The organism is Corynebacterium sp. 122RC1, from assembly GCF_024580955.1.
Taxonomy (GTDB): Bacteria; Actinomycetota; Actinomycetes; order Mycobacteriales; family Mycobacteriaceae; genus Corynebacterium; species Corynebacterium kozikiae.
Genome location: NZ_JANIKD010000004.1, coordinates 113,300 through 129,242, shown reverse-complemented (window position 1 = coordinate 129,242; position 15,943 = coordinate 113,300). Strand labels below are relative to the sequence as shown.

At 61.3% G+C, this 15,943-nt stretch carries 13 protein-coding genes; 6 read left to right on the top strand and 7 right to left on the bottom strand.

The genetic code is table 11. The features are described 5' to 3' along the window. Positions 1-2 precede the first annotated feature (2 nt). The 3 genes from NQ050_RS03335 to NQ050_RS03325 all read right to left on the bottom strand — a co-directional run bounded on the left by NQ050_RS03335 (position 3) and on the right by NQ050_RS03325 (position 2,683). Complete coding sequence (locus NQ050_RS03335; protein WP_257037852.1) at positions 3-677, bottom strand: methionine ABC transporter permease; 675 nt, start codon at positions 675-677, stop codon at positions 3-5. Next, positions 674-1,693 carry a methionine ABC transporter ATP-binding protein gene (locus NQ050_RS03330; RefSeq protein WP_257037851.1) on the bottom strand — a complete coding sequence of 340 codons (1,020 nt, stop codon included), beginning with the start codon at positions 1,691-1,693 and terminating at the stop codon, positions 674-676. Before NQ050_RS03330 ends, NQ050_RS03335 begins: the two co-directional genes overlap by 4 nt. Positions 1,694-1,789: 96 nt before the next feature. Further along, positions 1,790-2,683, bottom strand: a complete 894-nt coding sequence (locus NQ050_RS03325) for a MetQ/NlpA family ABC transporter substrate-binding protein (RefSeq protein ID WP_257037850.1) — start codon at positions 2,681-2,683, stop codon at positions 1,790-1,792. A 407-nt stretch (positions 2,684-3,090) separates the two neighbouring features. Between NQ050_RS03325 and NQ050_RS03320 the strand changes: the two genes are divergently transcribed. From NQ050_RS03320 to NQ050_RS03310, 3 genes are read left to right on the top strand one after another with little or no spacing between them, the layout of a single operon-like run. Next, a complete protein-coding gene (locus NQ050_RS03320) occupies positions 3,091-6,162 on the top strand; it encodes an error-prone DNA polymerase (RefSeq protein ID WP_257037849.1) in 3,072 nt (1,023 codons plus the stop codon). A gap of 9 nt (positions 6,163-6,171) precedes the next feature. Next, the gene (locus NQ050_RS03315; protein WP_257037848.1) at positions 6,172-6,633 is read left to right on the top strand and encodes a PH domain-containing protein; all 462 of its coding nucleotides are present in this window, start codon (positions 6,172-6,174) and stop codon (positions 6,631-6,633) included. Then, complete coding sequence (locus NQ050_RS03310; RefSeq protein ID WP_257037847.1) at positions 6,630-7,910, top strand: PH domain-containing protein; 1,281 nt, start codon at positions 6,630-6,632, stop codon at positions 7,908-7,910. The genes NQ050_RS03315 and NQ050_RS03310 overlap by 4 nt, the downstream gene beginning before the upstream one ends. On the opposite strand, the gene NQ050_RS03305 is transcribed toward NQ050_RS03310, so the two are convergent. Beyond that, a complete protein-coding gene (locus NQ050_RS03305) occupies positions 7,795-8,262 on the bottom strand; it encodes a tRNA (cytidine(34)-2'-O)-methyltransferase (protein WP_257037846.1) in 468 nt (155 codons plus the stop codon). The genes NQ050_RS03310 and NQ050_RS03305 overlap by 116 nt on opposite strands. A 53-nt stretch (positions 8,263-8,315) precedes the next feature. Between NQ050_RS03305 and NQ050_RS03300 the strand changes: the two genes are divergently transcribed. Next, positions 8,316-9,164, top strand: coding sequence for a bifunctional methylenetetrahydrofolate dehydrogenase/methenyltetrahydrofolate cyclohydrolase (locus NQ050_RS03300; protein ID WP_257037845.1), 849 nt, complete (start codon positions 8,316-8,318; stop codon positions 9,162-9,164). Next, the gene (locus tag NQ050_RS03295; RefSeq protein WP_257037844.1) at positions 9,133-9,465 is read left to right on the top strand and encodes a DUF3017 domain-containing protein; all 333 of its coding nucleotides are present in this window, start codon (positions 9,133-9,135) and stop codon (positions 9,463-9,465) included. Before NQ050_RS03300 ends, NQ050_RS03295 begins: the two co-directional genes overlap by 32 nt. On the opposite strand, the gene NQ050_RS03290 is transcribed toward NQ050_RS03295, so the two are convergent. The 3 genes from NQ050_RS03290 to NQ050_RS03280 all read right to left on the bottom strand — a co-directional run bounded on the left by NQ050_RS03290 (position 9,399) and on the right by NQ050_RS03280 (position 13,136). Beyond that, positions 9,399-10,574, bottom strand: a complete 1,176-nt coding sequence (locus NQ050_RS03290) for an HNH endonuclease signature motif containing protein (RefSeq protein WP_257037843.1) — start codon at positions 10,572-10,574, stop codon at positions 9,399-9,401. The genes NQ050_RS03295 and NQ050_RS03290 overlap by 67 nt on opposite strands. 110 nt (positions 10,575-10,684) lie before the next feature. After that, positions 10,685-11,782 carry a homoserine O-acetyltransferase gene (locus tag NQ050_RS03285; protein WP_257037842.1) on the bottom strand — a complete coding sequence of 366 codons (1,098 nt, stop codon included), beginning with the start codon at positions 11,780-11,782 and terminating at the stop codon, positions 10,685-10,687. A 37-nt stretch (positions 11,783-11,819) separates the two neighbouring features. Beyond that, on the bottom strand, positions 11,820-13,136 hold the full coding sequence (locus NQ050_RS03280) for an O-acetylhomoserine/O-acetylserine sulfhydrylase (protein WP_257037841.1): 1,317 nt from the start codon (positions 13,134-13,136) through the stop codon (positions 11,820-11,822). 213 nt (positions 13,137-13,349) lie between these two features. Between NQ050_RS03280 and ppc the strand changes: the two genes are divergently transcribed. After that, entirely contained in the window at positions 13,350-15,935 is a 2,586-nt protein-coding gene (ppc, locus tag NQ050_RS03275; RefSeq protein ID WP_257037840.1) for a phosphoenolpyruvate carboxylase, read from the top strand. Positions 15,936-15,943 lie beyond the last annotated feature (8 nt).

The following is a 15,943-nucleotide window of genomic DNA, read 5'->3' as shown; positions in this document are numbered from 1 at the left end:
CACTAGCGACGCATGATCTTCTTGGACAGCCAGTTGCCGAACAGTTGGGCAACCTGGACGATCAGGATGATCACGGCGGTGGCAACGAACGTGACTTGCCAGTCGTAGGCGCGGTAGCCGTAGACGATGGCGAAGTCGCCGAGACCGCCGCCACCGATGTAGCCCGCCATCGCAGACATGTCCACGATTGCGATGAAGATAAAGGTGTAGCCCAGCACCAGCGGACCCAATGCTTCGGGGATGATCACTGTGGTGATGATTCGCCACGGGCTCGCGCCCATGGAGCGCGCGGCCTCGATGACGCCGGGGTCGATGGCCACGAGGTTTTGCTCCACGATGCGTGACACAGCGACGGTCGCGGCGATGATCATCACGAAGATCGCCGCGTTCCTGCCGATCGTCGTTCCCACGACCAGGAGGGTGAGCGGGCCGAAAGCGGAGATCATGATGATGAACGGGATCGGGCGGATGAAGTTCACCACAAGGTTGATGAGGTTATACACCGGCCCGTTGCGCAGGATGCCTTGGGCGCGCGTGGTGTAGAGAAGCACACCGAGGCCCAAGCCCAGGAGGCCGCCTACTGCCAAGGTGACGGACACCATGATGAGGGTGTCCAGGATGGCGGTGGTGAAGGTGGGGCCGAGGCGCCCCCAGTCGGCTGCCAGCGTGGTTGTCATCGGATCTCCTTGATGTCGGTGGTGCCGTTGAGGTGGGCAAAGAAGTCGTCAATGGCCTGGTCTGGACCCTGGAGACGCACTGTGATCTTGCCGAAAGAGTGCCGTTGCAGCGTCGTCACGCCGCCGTGCACGATGTTGATGGAGGCCCCGGCTGCCTTGGCGTTGGCTGCGGCGGTGAAGAAGTCGGAGGACTCGGACAGCGTGATGGTGAACAGGCGGCCCTCGTGGGCGAGGAGATCCTCGGACTCGATGGCGTCGGGCGTGTTGCGCAGCGCGGTGGCCACGAATCGCTTGGCCACGCCGGTGCGCGGGTTGGAGAACACCTCGTAGGTGGAGCCGTACTCCACCACGCGGCCGTTTTCCATCACGGCGACCTTGTCCGCGATGGAGCGCACCACTTCCATCTCGTGGGTGATCACCACGATGGTGATGCCGAACTCGCGGTTCACTTTGCGCAGAAGTTCCAGCACGTCGTGGGTGGTTTCGGGGTCCAGGGCCGAGGTGGCTTCGTCGGCAAGCAGCAGCGCGGGGTTGTTCGCGAGCGCGCGTGCAATGCCCACTCGCTGCTTCTGGCCACCAGAGAGCTGTTCGGGGTAGTTGCGGCCGCGGTCGCCGAGTCCAACGAACTCCAGCAATTCCTGCACGCGGCGCTCGCGCTCCGGCTTCGGCACACCCGCGAGCTTGAGCGGGTATGCGATGTTACCGGCGGCGGTGCGGGAGTTGAAGAGGTTGAACTGCTGGAAGATCATGCCGATGCCCTTGCGGATTTGGCGAAGGCCGGACTCAGGCATGCCGACGATGTCTACGCCGTCGAGGCGCAGGTGGCCGCTGGTGGGCGTGTCGAGGCCGTTGATGAGGCGAACCAGCGTGGACTTACCGGCACCGGAGTAACCGATGACGCCGAGGATCTCACCTGGCTCAACCGTGAGGGTGACGTCTTCAAGCGCCTGAATGGTGCGTTTGCCGGAAGTGAAGACCTTGGAGATGCCCTCAAACTCAATACGAGTTCCGCTCATGGTGTTCCTTAACTATGTCAACGTGAACTATGTCAACGTGTGGATTTCGCGCGAAACGCCCCATCGTTCGACGGGGCGCTGGCGTATGCGGGAGGGTTAGCTGCGGGCGTCCTCTTCGAGGCGGGCCAGGATGGCCTTCAGCTCGTCTTGGGTGCGGGTCACAGGGATTGCGGTGCCCTTGGAGTCCTCGTCCACGGCGGCGAGCACGGCTGGGTCGTGCCACAGCTCGGCGAGCTTGAGGATGGTTGGGTCGTTGGCGCGGTCGGCGGTGGTGACGAACGCGTTGATGTAAGGCTCGGCCTCAGCGGAAGCTGGGTCGTCCTGGAAGACGGCCAGGTTGGGGTCGATGCCTGCGCGATCCAGGAAAGAGTTGTTGATGATCGCGGGGCGGCCTTCGCCGTATGCCACGGTGGTCTGGGCCGCGTCGACTGGCGTAATGGTCACCTTCGAGGCGGCCTCATCGATGTCCGCTGGGGTTGGGGTGACGAGACCCTCCTCCTTGAGGGTCACCAGGCCCGCCTGCACGAGGACGTTGATGGCGCGGCCCTGGTTGGAGTCGTCGTTCGGGATCACGATGGATTCGCCCTCAATGCCGTCGAGGGAGGTGTGGTCCTTCCAGAACAGTGCGAGTGGCACGATCTGGGTAGCCCCAACGGGGGTGAGGGTGGCGTCCTTGCCCACGTTGTAGGCGGCGAGGAACTTCAGGTGCTGGAAGAGGTTGACGTCGAGCTGGCCCTGGTCAAGTGCCTCGTTTGGGGTGTTGTAGTCGGAGTAGTTCACCACGTCGAGGGTGATGCCGTTTTCTGCGGCCAGGTCCTCCAGCACGGCCCAGGACTTTTGGGTGGCGTCGGTGGTTCCGATGCGGATGGTGGTGTTCTCGCCGGACGCTGCGGTCTCTCCGGTGGAGTCGCTGGAGTTGCTGGAGCAAGCGACGAGCGAAGTAGCTGCAACCAGTGCAGTTGCGGCCACGAGGGTCTTGCGAATGTTCATGAGTCTTCCTTTTGTTGTGTCAATCCCTTGGCGCCGGGCTCGTGCTGCGCGCTTGCTGTGGAGTCGCATTGCCGACGTAGGCAGGCGCGGGGCGGCGTGAGCAGGGCTCCTCGGGGGTTGCTTCGTGCATTGTGAACCAAAGGGCAACGTCGGAGGCGGGTGGGGTTTGCGCGCTTGCTTTTTGCGCGTTTTGTGCGTGCTGTATGCGCGCTTTATGTATGCCCGTGGTGCCTCTGAGGTGGCCATTTAAGTCCAAAATGAACCAAGCTGTTCAGTTTATGTTGGGAAATACTACACACATGGCCAGAAAATGTACAGCTTGGTCTATCTTGACGCCTTCTTGTGTTGTCGCTAATCTAGAACATGTGTTTGGAGAAAGGGGGGTGCCGGGAGTATTGTAGCGACCTGTGAAATGGAGTAGTGGGATCAGTGGCTTCAATGGTAAGCCGCTGAGTTGGTCCCGGCTTGAGCGCATCCTCTCCGGCAAGCCAACCCCTGAGTTGAAACCAGTTCTACATGTGGTTTCCGATGAGGGTTCTGGCGGAAATGTGCCGGTAGCGCCGCGGAGTGGGTTTGCAGAGCTGCATGCGCGCGGTTCCTACAACTTTTTGTTGGGGGCGAGTGAACCGGACGCAATGGTAGCTGCTGCAATCGAACGCGGAATCGAAGCTTTGGCATTGCTCGATAGGGATGGCCTATACGGCGCAATGGCCTTTGCTGAGGCCGCGGCAAGCCGGGAATTGGCAACGGTGTTCGGCGCGGAACTCACCATTGACCACCGCGTGCTTTCGGTGCTCTGCAAGAACCCGGAAGGCTACCGGAGGCTGTCTCGGCTCATCTCTGCAGCAAGGATGCGAGGTGATAAAGACACCACCGAGTACCCTCCGCTGCCAGAGATCGCCAGGCACGCTGACGGGCACTGGTATGTCCTCGCTGATCACACCTGGGAACCAAGCGAACTGGCCTGCTTTGGTGACAACGTAATCCTCGAATACGTCTACACGATGACACCCGAGGATGCCGACAACCACCGCACCCTCGATTCATACCCAGGGCGGCGCATCGCCACCTCGCGCCCCAGCGCGGCAACCCCGCGCGACTCCCGCCTTGCCGCGGCGAAGCATGCCCTCTACCAACGAGAATCCCTCGACGAGGCGCGCTACCGCCTCCACCCAGCAGGATCCACCTGGCTACGCATCCCACCGGCGCCCCGCGAACAGCTCGACACCGCTCTGGATATCGCGGCAGAGTGTTCCTTCCCCCTCCACCTCATCGCGCCCGGACTACCGCACTGGACCGTCGACGGCGTGGCCGTCGATGAGCAAGCCCACCTCCGCGCGCTGGTCGAGTCTCGCTTCGACGCGCGCTACGGAGCGTCGGAACGCGCGGACGCGGCCCGAACGCAGATTGCGCATGAGCTCGCAGTGATCGAGCAGCTCGGCTTCCCGGGATACTTCCTGATCGTGTGCGACATTGTGGATTTTTGCAAAGCCCAAAACATTCTTGCGCAGGGGCGCGGGTCGGCTGCGAACTCCGCCGTGTGTTACACCCTGGGCATCACGAATGCCGAGCCGATTGCGGCGGGCTTGCTGTTCGAGCGTTTTCTCTCCCCGGAGCGCGATGGCCCGCCGGACATTGACATCGACATCGAATCCGGGCGCCGCGAAGAAGTGATCCAATACGTCTACGCAAAGTACGGCCGGGAAAACGCCGCGCAAGTAGCAAACTACATCACCTACCGACGTCGAGGCGCGGTCCGCGACGCCGCGCGTGCCCTCGGCTACCCGCAGGGAGTGGCCGACGCATGGGCGCGTCGAGGCGGGGTGCCGGCGCGCGTCGAGGCGCTCGCCGAGCAATTCATTGGCCAGCCGCGCCACCTGGGGATCCATTCTGGCGGAATGGTGATTTGTGACCGCGCGATCGCGGACGTGGTGCCCGTGGAGTGGGCGCGTATGGAGAATCGGTCGGTGGTGCAGTGGGACAAGGAGGGCTGCGCGGCTGCGGGCCTGGTGAAATTTGATCTGTTGGGCCTTGGCATGCTTGAGGCGCTGCATCATATGATCGACCTCGTCGCGGAGACGGGCCGGGAGATCAATCTTTGGGAAATCCCTCTCGACGACCCCGCCGTCTACGACATGCTCTGCCGTGGCGACGCCGTGGGCGTGTTCCAGGTGGAGTCCCGCGCGCAGCTCGCCACGCTGCCCAGGCTGAAGCCGCGGTGCTTCTTCGACCTCGTGGTTGAGGTCGCGCTCATCCGCCCCGGCCCCATCCAAGGCGGCTCCGTGCACCCCTACCTGCGGAGACGAAACGGCGAAGAACCCGTGACCTATGAACACCCGTTGCTAGAGGCCGCGCTCGCCAAGACGCTCGGGGTGCCACTTTTCCAGGAACAACTCATGCACTTGGCGGTGGACGCCGCTGGTTTTAGCGGGGGAGAGGCAGACGAGCTTCGCCGCGCGATGGGTGCCAAGCGTTCACCGGAGCGTATGGCAGAGCTGAAAGGGCGCTTCTACGCGGGCCTCGCGCGCAACGGCATCAAAGGGAGCACCGCCGATGCGCTGTGGAACAAAGTCACTGCGTTCGCGGCCTACGGCTTCCCGGAGTCGCACGCGCAGTCCTTCGCCTCGATCGTCTACTTCTCTGCATGGTTCAAGCACTACTACCCGGCGCAGTTTTGTGTGGGGCTGCTCCGCGCGCAGCCGATGGGCTTCTACTCCCCAGAGTCGTTGCTGCATGACGCCCGCCGCCATGGCGTCACCGTCCTTCCCGTCGACATCAACCGCTCCCAGGCGGAAGCCAGCATCGAAGACGGCGCCATCCGCCTGGGGCTCAATTCCGTGCGCGGCTTAGCCCGCGTCGACGCGATCGTCCAAGCGCAACCCTTCCGCGACATCGCCGACCTCGCGCGCCGAGCCGAGCTCACCGTCACCCACCTCGAGGCGTTGGCGCGCGCTGGGGCGCTGGGGGAGCGTCGGCAAGCGCTGTGGCAAGCAGGCGTCGCCGCCACCGAAAAGCCCTCCATGCTGCCGGGGCTCAGCGTGATCGCGCCGCCCGCGCTGCCGGGGATGAGCGCGTTCGAGATGATGGCTGCCGACGTCACCGCTACGGGTATCACCCACACGCATCCCATCGAGCTTCTGCGCGCGGGCCTGGACCGCCTCGACGTGACGCGCGCTTGCGACCTCCTCGGGCAGCCCGACGGTGCCAGGATCCGCGTCGCGGGCGTGATCACGCACCGGCAACGCCCCGCCACGGCCTCCGGGGTGACTTTTTTGGGGATGGAAGACGAGACGGGCCTCATGAATGTCGTCGTCAGCGTTGGGCTGTGGCGGCGCGAGGCGTTGGCGCGCACGGAACGTGCAGTCATTGTTCGCGGGATCGTGCAGAACGCGAACGGGGTGGCGGCGGTGGTCGCGGACAAATTCGAGCCGCTGCCGTTTGCTGAACTCCTGAGCAGGGGGTCTCGGGATTTTCGCTAAAGTGGGGACATGCAGCGATTAGACCTCGAACACAGTGTGAGCCCGAAGCTTGTGACAACGCGATGGATCACGATTGGCTCACTAACCATTCCTGTCCTCATCGCGCTCATCATCACCGCGACGTTCTTCCCATGGGTTTGGTGGGGCGTCGGCGTCGTTGCGGCCCTGGGCGTTGCTGCCGCATGGATCAACCCGCTCCAAGTGCGTCGAATTCGCTGGCAAGAAGACCGCGACGAGCTACTCATCGCAAAGGGAAAGTTGTGGCGGACGCTCACCGTCGTGCCCTATGGGCGCATCCAATACATCGAAGTCCTCGAGGGGCCCGTCGACGCGCGCTATGACCTCGCGAAGATCAAACTGCACACGGCGTCCGCCTCGAGCGACGCCACCATCCCGGGGCTCGAGCGTGAGCTAGCCCGTGACCTGCGAGTGCGTCTGTCCGAGCGCGCGAAGAAAATGCAGGCGCTATGAATCGCGTTCACAGGCTCACTCCGCTGCTGCAGTTTTGGCAGGGATTTATCGCGATTGTCATCGCAACAGTGGTGCAAATCGACTTCGACCTCATCCGCGAACACCCACTAGTACTCGCATGGACGCTCGGAGGATTCGTCGCGGCCTGCCTCATCATTTGGGCCGTCTCGGGGATTTGGTGGCGCGCAACGACGTACGACATCGGTGATGAAATCGTCCTGCGTCAAGGCGTGTTCAACAAGAAGCGCACGTCAGCCAGGCGCGAAAAGATCCAAGCGGTGGACGTCGTTGAGCCATTCCTTCCCAGAATCTTTGGCCTCGCGGAGCTACGCGTGGAAACCGCGGGCGGCGCGGGCTCGACGCTCACCATTTCCTACCTCCGCAAGCACGAAGCGGAGCGCATCCGCGCCGAACTCACGGGCGTGCACAGCGACCGACAGCACGAGCTGCCCATTCTTCGAAGCCTCACCGCAATCGCGCTCAGCCAGGGTTGGGGCGTTGCGTTGATGATTGCAGGCGCGATCCTTAACCCGGCGCTCCTCCTCCCCGCGGCCCTCGGTATCGTGCCGGCGGTATGGAGCGCGCTCGATCGCGCGTGGCGGTTCAGCATCCAAATCGACGACACCATCCGCATCACCTACGGCCTCGCCAACCGCCGCCGCCAGTCCATCCCCATCGACCGCATCCACGCCATCCAGCTCGAACAACCACCGCTCTGGCGAATCTTCAACTGGTGGCGTGTCCGAGCCACAGCAATCGGCTACGAAGACGCCTCCACAATCCTCCCTGTCTGCACTTACGACGAGGCCAGCGCCCTAGCGCAACGTCTAGGCGCGCCCCTCCCTGTCGACTCCACCAACCCGGCCTACCGCTCGCCCGAACGCGGAAAATGGGTCTCTCCACTCGCATATCGGCGCCAAGCCGTGGAAGTGGGGGAGTACATCACCATCTTCTCTGGCCGACTCATGCGTCGAAGCGCGACCGTAAAGACGAAGCACATCCAAGAACTATCCCTGACAGAAGGACCAATTCAACGGCGACTGCATCTGCGAAACCTTCGGCTTGACCTCGTGCCGGGACCAATCAAGATGACCGCCCGAGATCTTGATGCTGACGACGCTGTCGCGCTACTCAGTGCATTGCGACGCCGCGACGTGGAACTCATACACCAGGAAACCCAAGCTGACGCCACGCCTCATACGTCGCAACAGCGGCGGCATTGGACAGATTCATCGAACGACGACCCTCAAGCATCGGGATCCGAACAACTGCAGTGACACGTGGATGCGAAAGCACCGCATCCTCCAGCCCAGTTGGCTCGGTTCCAAACAACAGTGCGTCGCCCATGCGGTACTCGATGTCTGTGTAACTCACGTCGCCGTGCGCACTGAACGCGTAGACCCGCGCCCCGGGCAGCGCTTCGAAGCAGGCCTCGAGGTTTTCATGCACGGAGACCTCGGCGAGGTCGTGGTAGTCCAAGCCTGCTCGCCGAAGGTTCTTTTCCTCCAAATTGAAACCCAGCGGCCCAGCGAGGTGAAGATGCGCACCCGTGCCTGCGCACATTCGAATTGCATTTCCCGTATTTGGTGGAATCACGGGCTGGTCAAAAATCACGTGCGCAAAAGCCATATGAACAATCTTAAGCCAACGATGTAAGAGCCAGATCGTGCAATAATCGTGGAGTGACTGCGACAAAACTTGACGGAAATCTCTACCGCGACGAAATCTTCGACGACCTTGCCAAGCGCGTGGCTGCACTTCGAGAGAAGGGTATCACCCCTGGTCTCGCCACAGTACTAGTTGGTGATGACCCAGCCAGCCAGGCATATGTCAAAATGAAGCACCGCGACTGTGAGCAGGTAGGCGTAAAGTCGATTCGAAAGGATCTACCAGCGGATACCACACAAGAAGAGCTGTTCGCCGTGATCGACGAGCTCAACGAGGACCCCGAGTGCACGGGCTACATCGTGCAGCTCCCACTTCCCAAACATCTCGATGAAAACGCCGTGCTGGAACGCATCAATCCAGACAAAGATGCGGACGGCTTGCATCCCGTGAACCTTGGAAAACTCGTACTCAACGAACCCGCGCCTTTGCCGTGCACACCGAACGGTGCAATCCATCTGCTGCGCCGCTTCGGCGTTGAACTCGATGGGAAAAAGGTCGTGGTTATCGGCCGCGGCGTCACAGTGGGTCGTCCAATCGGGTTGATGCTGACGCGGCGAAGCGAGAATGCCACCGTGACTCTTTGCCACACAGGTACTCGCGACCTGAAGGCCGAGACTATTGAAGCGGACGTGATCGTCGCGGCTGCTGGCGTCGGGCACATGTTGACGGCGGATATGGTCAAGCCTGGTGCTGCGGTGCTCGATGTTGGAGTATCGCGCGTAGACGGCAAGTTGGTTGGCGACGTGCATCCGGACGTGTGGGAAGTGGCGGGCGCCGTTTCGCCGAATCCAGGAGGAGTTGGCCCCCTGACCCGAGCGTTTTTGGTGCGCAATGTGGTGGAGCGTGCTGAGCTTGCTGGATAATCCACATGATCGTGGTTTGAAGCCATCACCGCTACCGAGGGGGGTTCAGATAGCGGGGGTGGCTGCTTTCGTGGCGCTTGTGTTGGTCTCGGGATTGTTTGCGTTGACTGATCACTGGCGGCGTGCCACTTTTGCCTTGGGAGTTGGCATGCTTTGGTACGTCGTTATCCGCTGGGCATGTGACTCTAAGATTTTGGGAGTTCTTGCGGTCCGCTCTCGGCTGTTTGATATGTGTTATGCGGCTGCGGTGGGCGTCTTGATGGTGTTCTTGTCTGCGTCGGTGGACTCTTTGGGTTCCTGACGGCGGTAGTCTTGGCGCCGGCGCTGGTGCTCTGCCCATGATTGACCGAACATGATATCGGTGATAAGCGGACCACCTGGGGTGGAGGTCTTCGTTGCGCCGTTGGGGAAGTAAAACGTAGCTGTTCGGTCAGGGTTCATTTCGTAGTGGAACCGTTGGCTGGATTTCATGTTGTGGTGGAAGCGGCAGAGGCATGCGAGGTTGTCGACGCTTGTGCTTCCGCCTTGTTCGAAGGCAACGACATGGTCGAGGTCGCATTCGGTTGCTTGGGTGGTGCAGCCGGGGAAGCGGCAGGAGCCGTCCAGCGCTTGGACGGTCGCGCGGATTTCTGGGGTGGGTTGATACTTGCTGGTCTTCGCTGAACTGCTGTAGTTGACGTTTTTGGTGGGTTGCTTGGCCCAGAAGTCGCTGTGATCGTCAATGCGTCCGCCTCCCAGGAGATGAAGGGCCTCGCCGAGTTTGAAGGTGACGTGCTTAACCCTGTAGCGGGTCTTGGAGCGGAAGAAATCCAAGAAGGTATCCGGGCACGTGGGATCTCCCGCGGCACTGAGAGCCTTGTACACCTCCTGCATTTCGCCGTCGTCAAGCTGGACTGACATGCGCGCCGTGCCTTCGTTTCCCTGACGGAACGACACCTTTCGCCCAGTGCGCTTCGGTGGGGTGGAGGCAGCTTCGGGATCGAGCTTTTGCACGAATTCACGCAAATGTTTGGTAATGGTCGGCGGTTGCGGGATGGATTGATCGGCGTAGCGCGGCGTGAAATAGGAAACCAGAAACTCGTCCAAAGCGGCGATGTGGCTCGGGTCCTGAAGTGCCATCATTTGGCGCTCTATGGCGGAAAGTCGGTTCATGCTGACGTGCCAAAGCGTGCTGAGGAGCTGGAAAAATTTAGGGAGCTGTCGGAGCATTGTGCCCACGTTGAGCAGGTTTTTTACTTCCGCACGGCTCATGTTTGTGAGTGCGCTGACCTCGGCAATTTGGGTATGATAGTCCTTTTCTGGGTCAGGCTTGTAGCGGTACCATTGCTCGATTTCGAGCTGATTTTTCCTCCGTTGAAATTCGCTGAGTTGGTTTGAGTGGTCAGTGTGCAAGAAATTTGCAAGAGACATTGGATTCCCCCGAAAATCGAATGTTTGTTTGAGTTGATTGCGATTATAGCGTTGGGGAATCTGTTGGGCAAGGGGTAGGGTGCTATGTCTGTAAAAGGCCAGTTAGGCGGCTATAAATGGTATTCGATGCCGGCGTCGCGAACGCCATCTGCGAGCTCAATGAAGTGCCGCAAGATTCGATCCATTTGGCGCGACTCAGTAAGGAAAGCGTCGTGCCCAACGGGGGAGCTGATCTTCGCCATGGCGAGCAAATTTCCGACGTTCCGCGAAAGGTGTTCCTGCTGGTGGTACGGATAAAGGATGTCGGTGTCTACGCCCACGATCATCGTGGGTACCTGGATTGCGGCCAGGGCCTTGTTGAGTCCGCCACGATCACGGCCGATATCGTGCCTGTTCAAAGACTCGGTGAGGGCGACGTAGGAGCCCGCGTCGAAGCGTTCGGTCAGCTTCAGGCCTTGGTAGTCCAGGTAGCTTTGCACTGCGAATCGCTGATTTGGATCTCGATACGGACCCAGAGGATTTTCACCACGCTGCGCCGTGGTGCCAAAACGCTCGTCGATCTCCAATTCGCCGCGGTACGTCAAATGTGCGATGCGGCGGGCGGCGGCGAGGCCCGCGGTCGGTGGAGCCGCGTCGTAATAGTCCCCACCCTGCCAATTCGGGTCGCGCTCGATCGCGCTGATCTGGGCCGTCTGAATACCGATCTGCCAAGCGCTAGCCCGCGCCGACACCGCGATCACGCACGCCGCGTCGACGCGGGCTGGGTAGAGGAGGGTCCATTCGAGGGTGCGCGCGCCGCCCATTGACCCGCCGACGACGGCGTGCAGGCGGGAAATTCCGAGCACATCCAAGAGTGCGGCCTCGGCGTTGACTTGGTCACGGATAGAGATAGCGGGGAAGCGTGAGCCCCAAGCGGTGCCGTCGGAACGCAAGCTGCTGGGTCCCGTGCTGCCCTTACATCCGCCGAGAACGTTCGTGCAGACGACGCAGAAGTGGTCGGTGTCGAGGGCCTTGCCGGGGCCGATGACGTCGCCCCACCATTCGACCGCATTCGAGTCTCCCGTGAGCGCGTGCTCGACGAGAATGACGTTGCTGCCCCGGAATGTGCCCCACGCTTGGTAGGTGATGGAGGCATCGATGGTCACGCCGGCCTCAGTGGTGAATTCCCCAATAGATACGGATTGTGGGGTGCCGTTCGTGACGAGCATCGAGCCTCCTGAATCGTTAATTAGGACATACTGTACGTTAGACCGCGTCGAAGCCCGCAGTCAGATCAGCGAGGATGTCCTCAATATTTTCGATGCCCACGGAAAGGCGGATCGTTGCCTGGTTGATGCCCGCCGCTGCGAGGGAAGCCTCGTCGGACTGAGAGTGGGTCGTCGTTGCGGGATGGACAACGAGGGAACGGACATCGCCGACGTTCGCCAAGTTGGAGTGCAGCTTGAGCGCATCGATGAAAGCCCACGCCTCGTCCTTGCCGCCCACAATGTCAAAGGAAAGCACCGAACCGGTGTACTTTAGGCCGAGCTTCTGCTTCGTCTCGTACCACGGCGAAGAAGGCAGGCCCGCATAGTTCACCTTGGACACCTTTGGGTGATTCTCCAAGAACTCGGCGACCCGGGCCGCGTTCTCGTTATGACGCTCAACACGAAGAGACAGCGTATCCAGACCCTGCGCGGTCACCCAGGCGTTGAAAGGGGAAGGGGCTGCGCCGGTGTCGCGGAGCAAGCCGACGCGGGCCTTCAGGCCGAATGCGGCAGGGCCAAGGTCGGCGTACTTGAGACCGTGATACGCGGGATCAGGGGTAACGAAATCTGGGAAGACAGGCTCGCCGTTGCGCTTGACAGTCCAATCAAAGGTGCCGCCGTCAACCAGAACGCCGCCGAGGCCAGAGCCGTTGCCGGTGTAGAACTTGGTAAGGGACGCGACCACGATGTCTGCGCCGTGCTCCAGTGGGCGGACCAGAGCGGCGGTTGCGAGTGTGTTGTCCACAATGAGAGGAACCTGGTTCGCGTGTGCAACCTCGGAGACGGCTGGAATGTCCAAGACGTCTGCCTGTGGGTTCGCGAAAGTTTCGGCGTAGAACGCCACAGTGTTGTCTTGCACTGCGGCCGCCCAGGAAGCGGGGTCGTCGGGATTCTCCACGAATGTGGTTTCGATGCCGAGGCGGGCCAACGTCACCTTCAGCAGCGTCTCGGTGCCGCCGTACAGGCGTGGTGATGCGACGATGTGGGAGCCCGCGCGCGCGAGGTTGAGGATCGCCGCGGTCTCCGCAGCTTGACCGGAGGCAAACAGGACCGCGTGGACGCCTCCCTCGAGGGAGTTCACGCGCTCTTCCACGGCCCCGACCGTTGGGTTGGTGATGCGGGAGTACACAGGGCCGGCGTCGGAAAGATCGAAGCGCTTGGAGGCGTGCTCAGCGGAGTCGAAGACGAAGGAGCTCGTGAGGTAGATCGGGAGGTTGCGGGAGCTGGTGTCAGAGTCCACAGGCTGGCCCGCGTGGATGGAGCGGGTTTCAAAGCTCCAGGCGGCGGAATTTGAATTGTCGTACTTCGTGGTCATATTCAGTCCTTTTCGTTAGTGGGATTCCTAGACTTTAAGCCTCGGTCCGAAAAAAGTAAACAGCTCGGTCTAGTTTTTGTGAATAAAACCTTCTTTAACTGGTGCAGCGCGGGCGCGGGATTCCATCTCATGGAGTGTGCCTTGCGCGCGTCGGAAAGCGGATACTATGAATCTGCCCCGAATACATAGGGTCGAACATGGAAGGAATGCCAAGTGACTGATCGCGTCCGCGAAGACATCCGACTCCTCGGCAGGATCCTGGGCCAGGTCATCGCCCAGCAAGAAGGCCAGGAAATTTTTGAGCTCGTCGAATCCACACGAGTGACGGCCTTCGCGGTAGCGCGCGGCGAAGCGCGCCCCGACGACCTCCTGGCAATTTTCCGGGACATGGACGTGAGTAAAGCAAACTTAGTGGCGCGTTCATTCAGTTACTTCGCGCTCCTCACCAACCTTGTGGAAGACCTCGACGACGAGTCGCAGACAGCCGCGGTGTCGCTGGAGCGAACCTTCGCGAAACTTCAGCAAGTCCCGTCGACGCGGGCCCAAATGATACGCGACGCCCACGTTGCGCCCGTGCTCACCGCGCATCCGACGGAAACGCGCCGCCGCACAGTGTTCGACACACAACTGCGGATCAAAGCATTGCTCCAACAAATTCATCTCCGCGGCCTCGACGACACCATCGAACGCGAACTGTTGCTGCGCATGACGTTGCTCTGGCAAACCGCGCTCATCCGAATCGCCCGCCCCACACTGGAAGACGAAATCGACGTCGGACTGCGCTACTACAAACTCTCACTGCTTGAGCAAGTGCCGGCGCTCAATCGCGCGATCCAAGCGAACATGCGGGACACCTTCGGCATCGAGCTCGGCGACGCCGCTGTGGTGCGCATGGGGTCCTGGATCGGCGGCGACCACGACGGTAACCCCTACGTCAACGCCGAGACCCTCAGCTACGCCACCCAGCGCGCAGCCGAGACGATCCGCGAATACTACGACGAACAACTCGCCGAGCTCGAACGCGAGCTTTCACTCTCTGACCGCTACTCCGCGTGCTCACAGGAATTGCTCGCCCTCGCGGATGCCGCCAACAACAATTGGGAGTCCCGCGTCGACGAGCCCTACCGACGCGCTATCTACGGCATCCGCGAGAAACTCCGCTCGGGATACGCTTCGCCGCGGGACCTGCTGCGCGACCTCGACATCATCGATAGTTCGTTGCGCGCCTACGGCGGCGCGATCATTGCTGACGATCGGCTCGCCCACATTCGCTCGGCCGTCACCACGTTTGGCTTCCATCTCTATACCTTGGACCTGCGCCAAAACTCTGACACTTTCGAGCATGTCCTCACGGAGGTGTTCCGCATTGCAGGCCGCGTCGACGACTACGCGGGCCTCGACGAAGCGGAAAAGATCGCGTTGCTCACCGAGGAATTGCAGACCCCGCGCCCATTGCTGTTTCCGGGTGTGAAAGTCTTCGACGAGGTCACGGAGAAAGAACTCGGAATTTTCCGCGCGGCGGCTGCGTCGGTGCGCGCTTACGGGGAGGACATGATCTCGCATTGCATCGTCTCGATGACCGGTGCGGTCTCGGACATTCTCGAGCCGATGGTGCTGCTGAAGGAAGTTGGTCTGGACAATCTGGACATTGTGCCGCTTTTCGAGACCATCGACGACCTCAGCGTCGGCGCGGGCATCCTCGAGGCGCTGTGGGAGGTGCCGGTGTATCGCGAGCATCTGCGTCGGCGTGGGGACGTGCAAGAAGTGATGCTCGGATATTCCGATTCCAACAAGGACGGCGGGTACCTGGCTGCCAACTGGGCAATCTATGATGCCGAGCGGAAATTTGTTGAGCTCTTCGAGCGTCACGGCATCGAATTGCGACTCGCGCACGGTCGCGGCGGGGCAGTGGGTCGCGGCGGCGGCCCGACGTATGACGCCATCCTCGCCCAGCCCCAAGGCGCTGTCACGGGGTCGGTGCGCATCACTGAACAAGGTGAAGTGATCTCTGCGAAGTACGGTGCGCCCGATACCGCGCGTCGACACCTCGAAGCCTTCGTGTCTGGAGCGCTGGAGGCGTCGTTGCTGAATCATGAGCCCACGAATGACCGCGCCTATGCTGTGATGGCCGAGCTGTCCGATCTTTCGGGGCGCGCGTACAAACGGCTCACCCAAGACCCCGGGTTCATCCAGTTCTTCACGGAGTCCACGCCGCTGCACGAGATTGGGGATCTGAATCTCGGCTCGAGGCCCGCGGCGAGGAAGCAAACCACCGCGATCTCGGATCTTCGCGCGATTCCGTGGGTGCTGTCGTGGTCGCAATCCCGAAGCAATGTGCCAGGTTGGTTCGGCGTGGGCTCGGCGGTCGCAAGTTGGGCGGGCGAGGACGACGCGCGATGGTCTGAATTGTCCGATCTCTATCACAACTGGCCGTTTTTCAATTCGGTGCTCTCAAATATGGCGCAGGTGATGGCGAAAGCGGAGATTTCTTTGGCCCGCCTCTACGCGGACTTGGTGGGCGATCAAGAAATCGCAGACCGCATTTACGAGATGATCGTCGAAGAGTACAACCTCACCCGTGCCGCCTACCTGCGGATCACTGGGAACCGCGACCTGGTTTCGGAGAATCTGCGGCAGGCGAGGTCGCTGAAGCGGCGCTATCCCTACCTCCTGCCGCTGAACGCGGTGCAGCTCGAGTTGCTCCGACGTTACCGCGCCGGCGACGATTCGTTCTTGGTGTCCAAGACCATCCAGGTCACGATGAACGGGCTCGCGACGGCGCTCAGGAACTCTGGATAGCAAAAAGG

Coding starts and splice junctions, on each gene's coding strand:
- NQ050_RS03335 (WP_257037852.1), bottom strand. CDS start 677: ATGACAACCACGCTGGCAGCCGACTGGGGGCGCCTCGGCCCCACCTTC.
- NQ050_RS03330 (WP_257037851.1), bottom strand. CDS start 1,693: ATGAGCGGAACTCGTATTGAGTTTGAGGGCATCTCCAAGGTCTTCACT.
- NQ050_RS03325 (WP_257037850.1), bottom strand. CDS start 2,683: ATGAACATTCGCAAGACCCTCGTGGCCGCAACTGCACTGGTTGCAGCT.
- NQ050_RS03315 (WP_257037848.1), top strand. CDS start 6,172: ATGCAGCGATTAGACCTCGAACACAGTGTGAGCCCGAAGCTTGTGACA.
- NQ050_RS03310 (WP_257037847.1), top strand. CDS start 6,630: ATGAATCGCGTTCACAGGCTCACTCCGCTGCTGCAGTTTTGGCAGGGA.
- NQ050_RS03305 (WP_257037846.1), bottom strand. CDS start 8,262: ATGGCTTTTGCGCACGTGATTTTTGACCAGCCCGTGATTCCACCAAAT.
- NQ050_RS03295 (WP_257037844.1), top strand. CDS start 9,133: ATGTGGTGGAGCGTGCTGAGCTTGCTGGATAATCCACATGATCGTGGT.
- NQ050_RS03290 (WP_257037843.1), bottom strand. CDS start 10,574: ATGTCTCTTGCAAATTTCTTGCACACTGACCACTCAAACCAACTCAGC.
- NQ050_RS03285 (WP_257037842.1), bottom strand. CDS start 11,782: ATGCTCGTCACGAACGGCACCCCACAATCCGTATCTATTGGGGAATTC.
- NQ050_RS03280 (WP_257037841.1), bottom strand. CDS start 13,136: ATGACCACGAAGTACGACAATTCAAATTCCGCCGCCTGGAGCTTTGAA.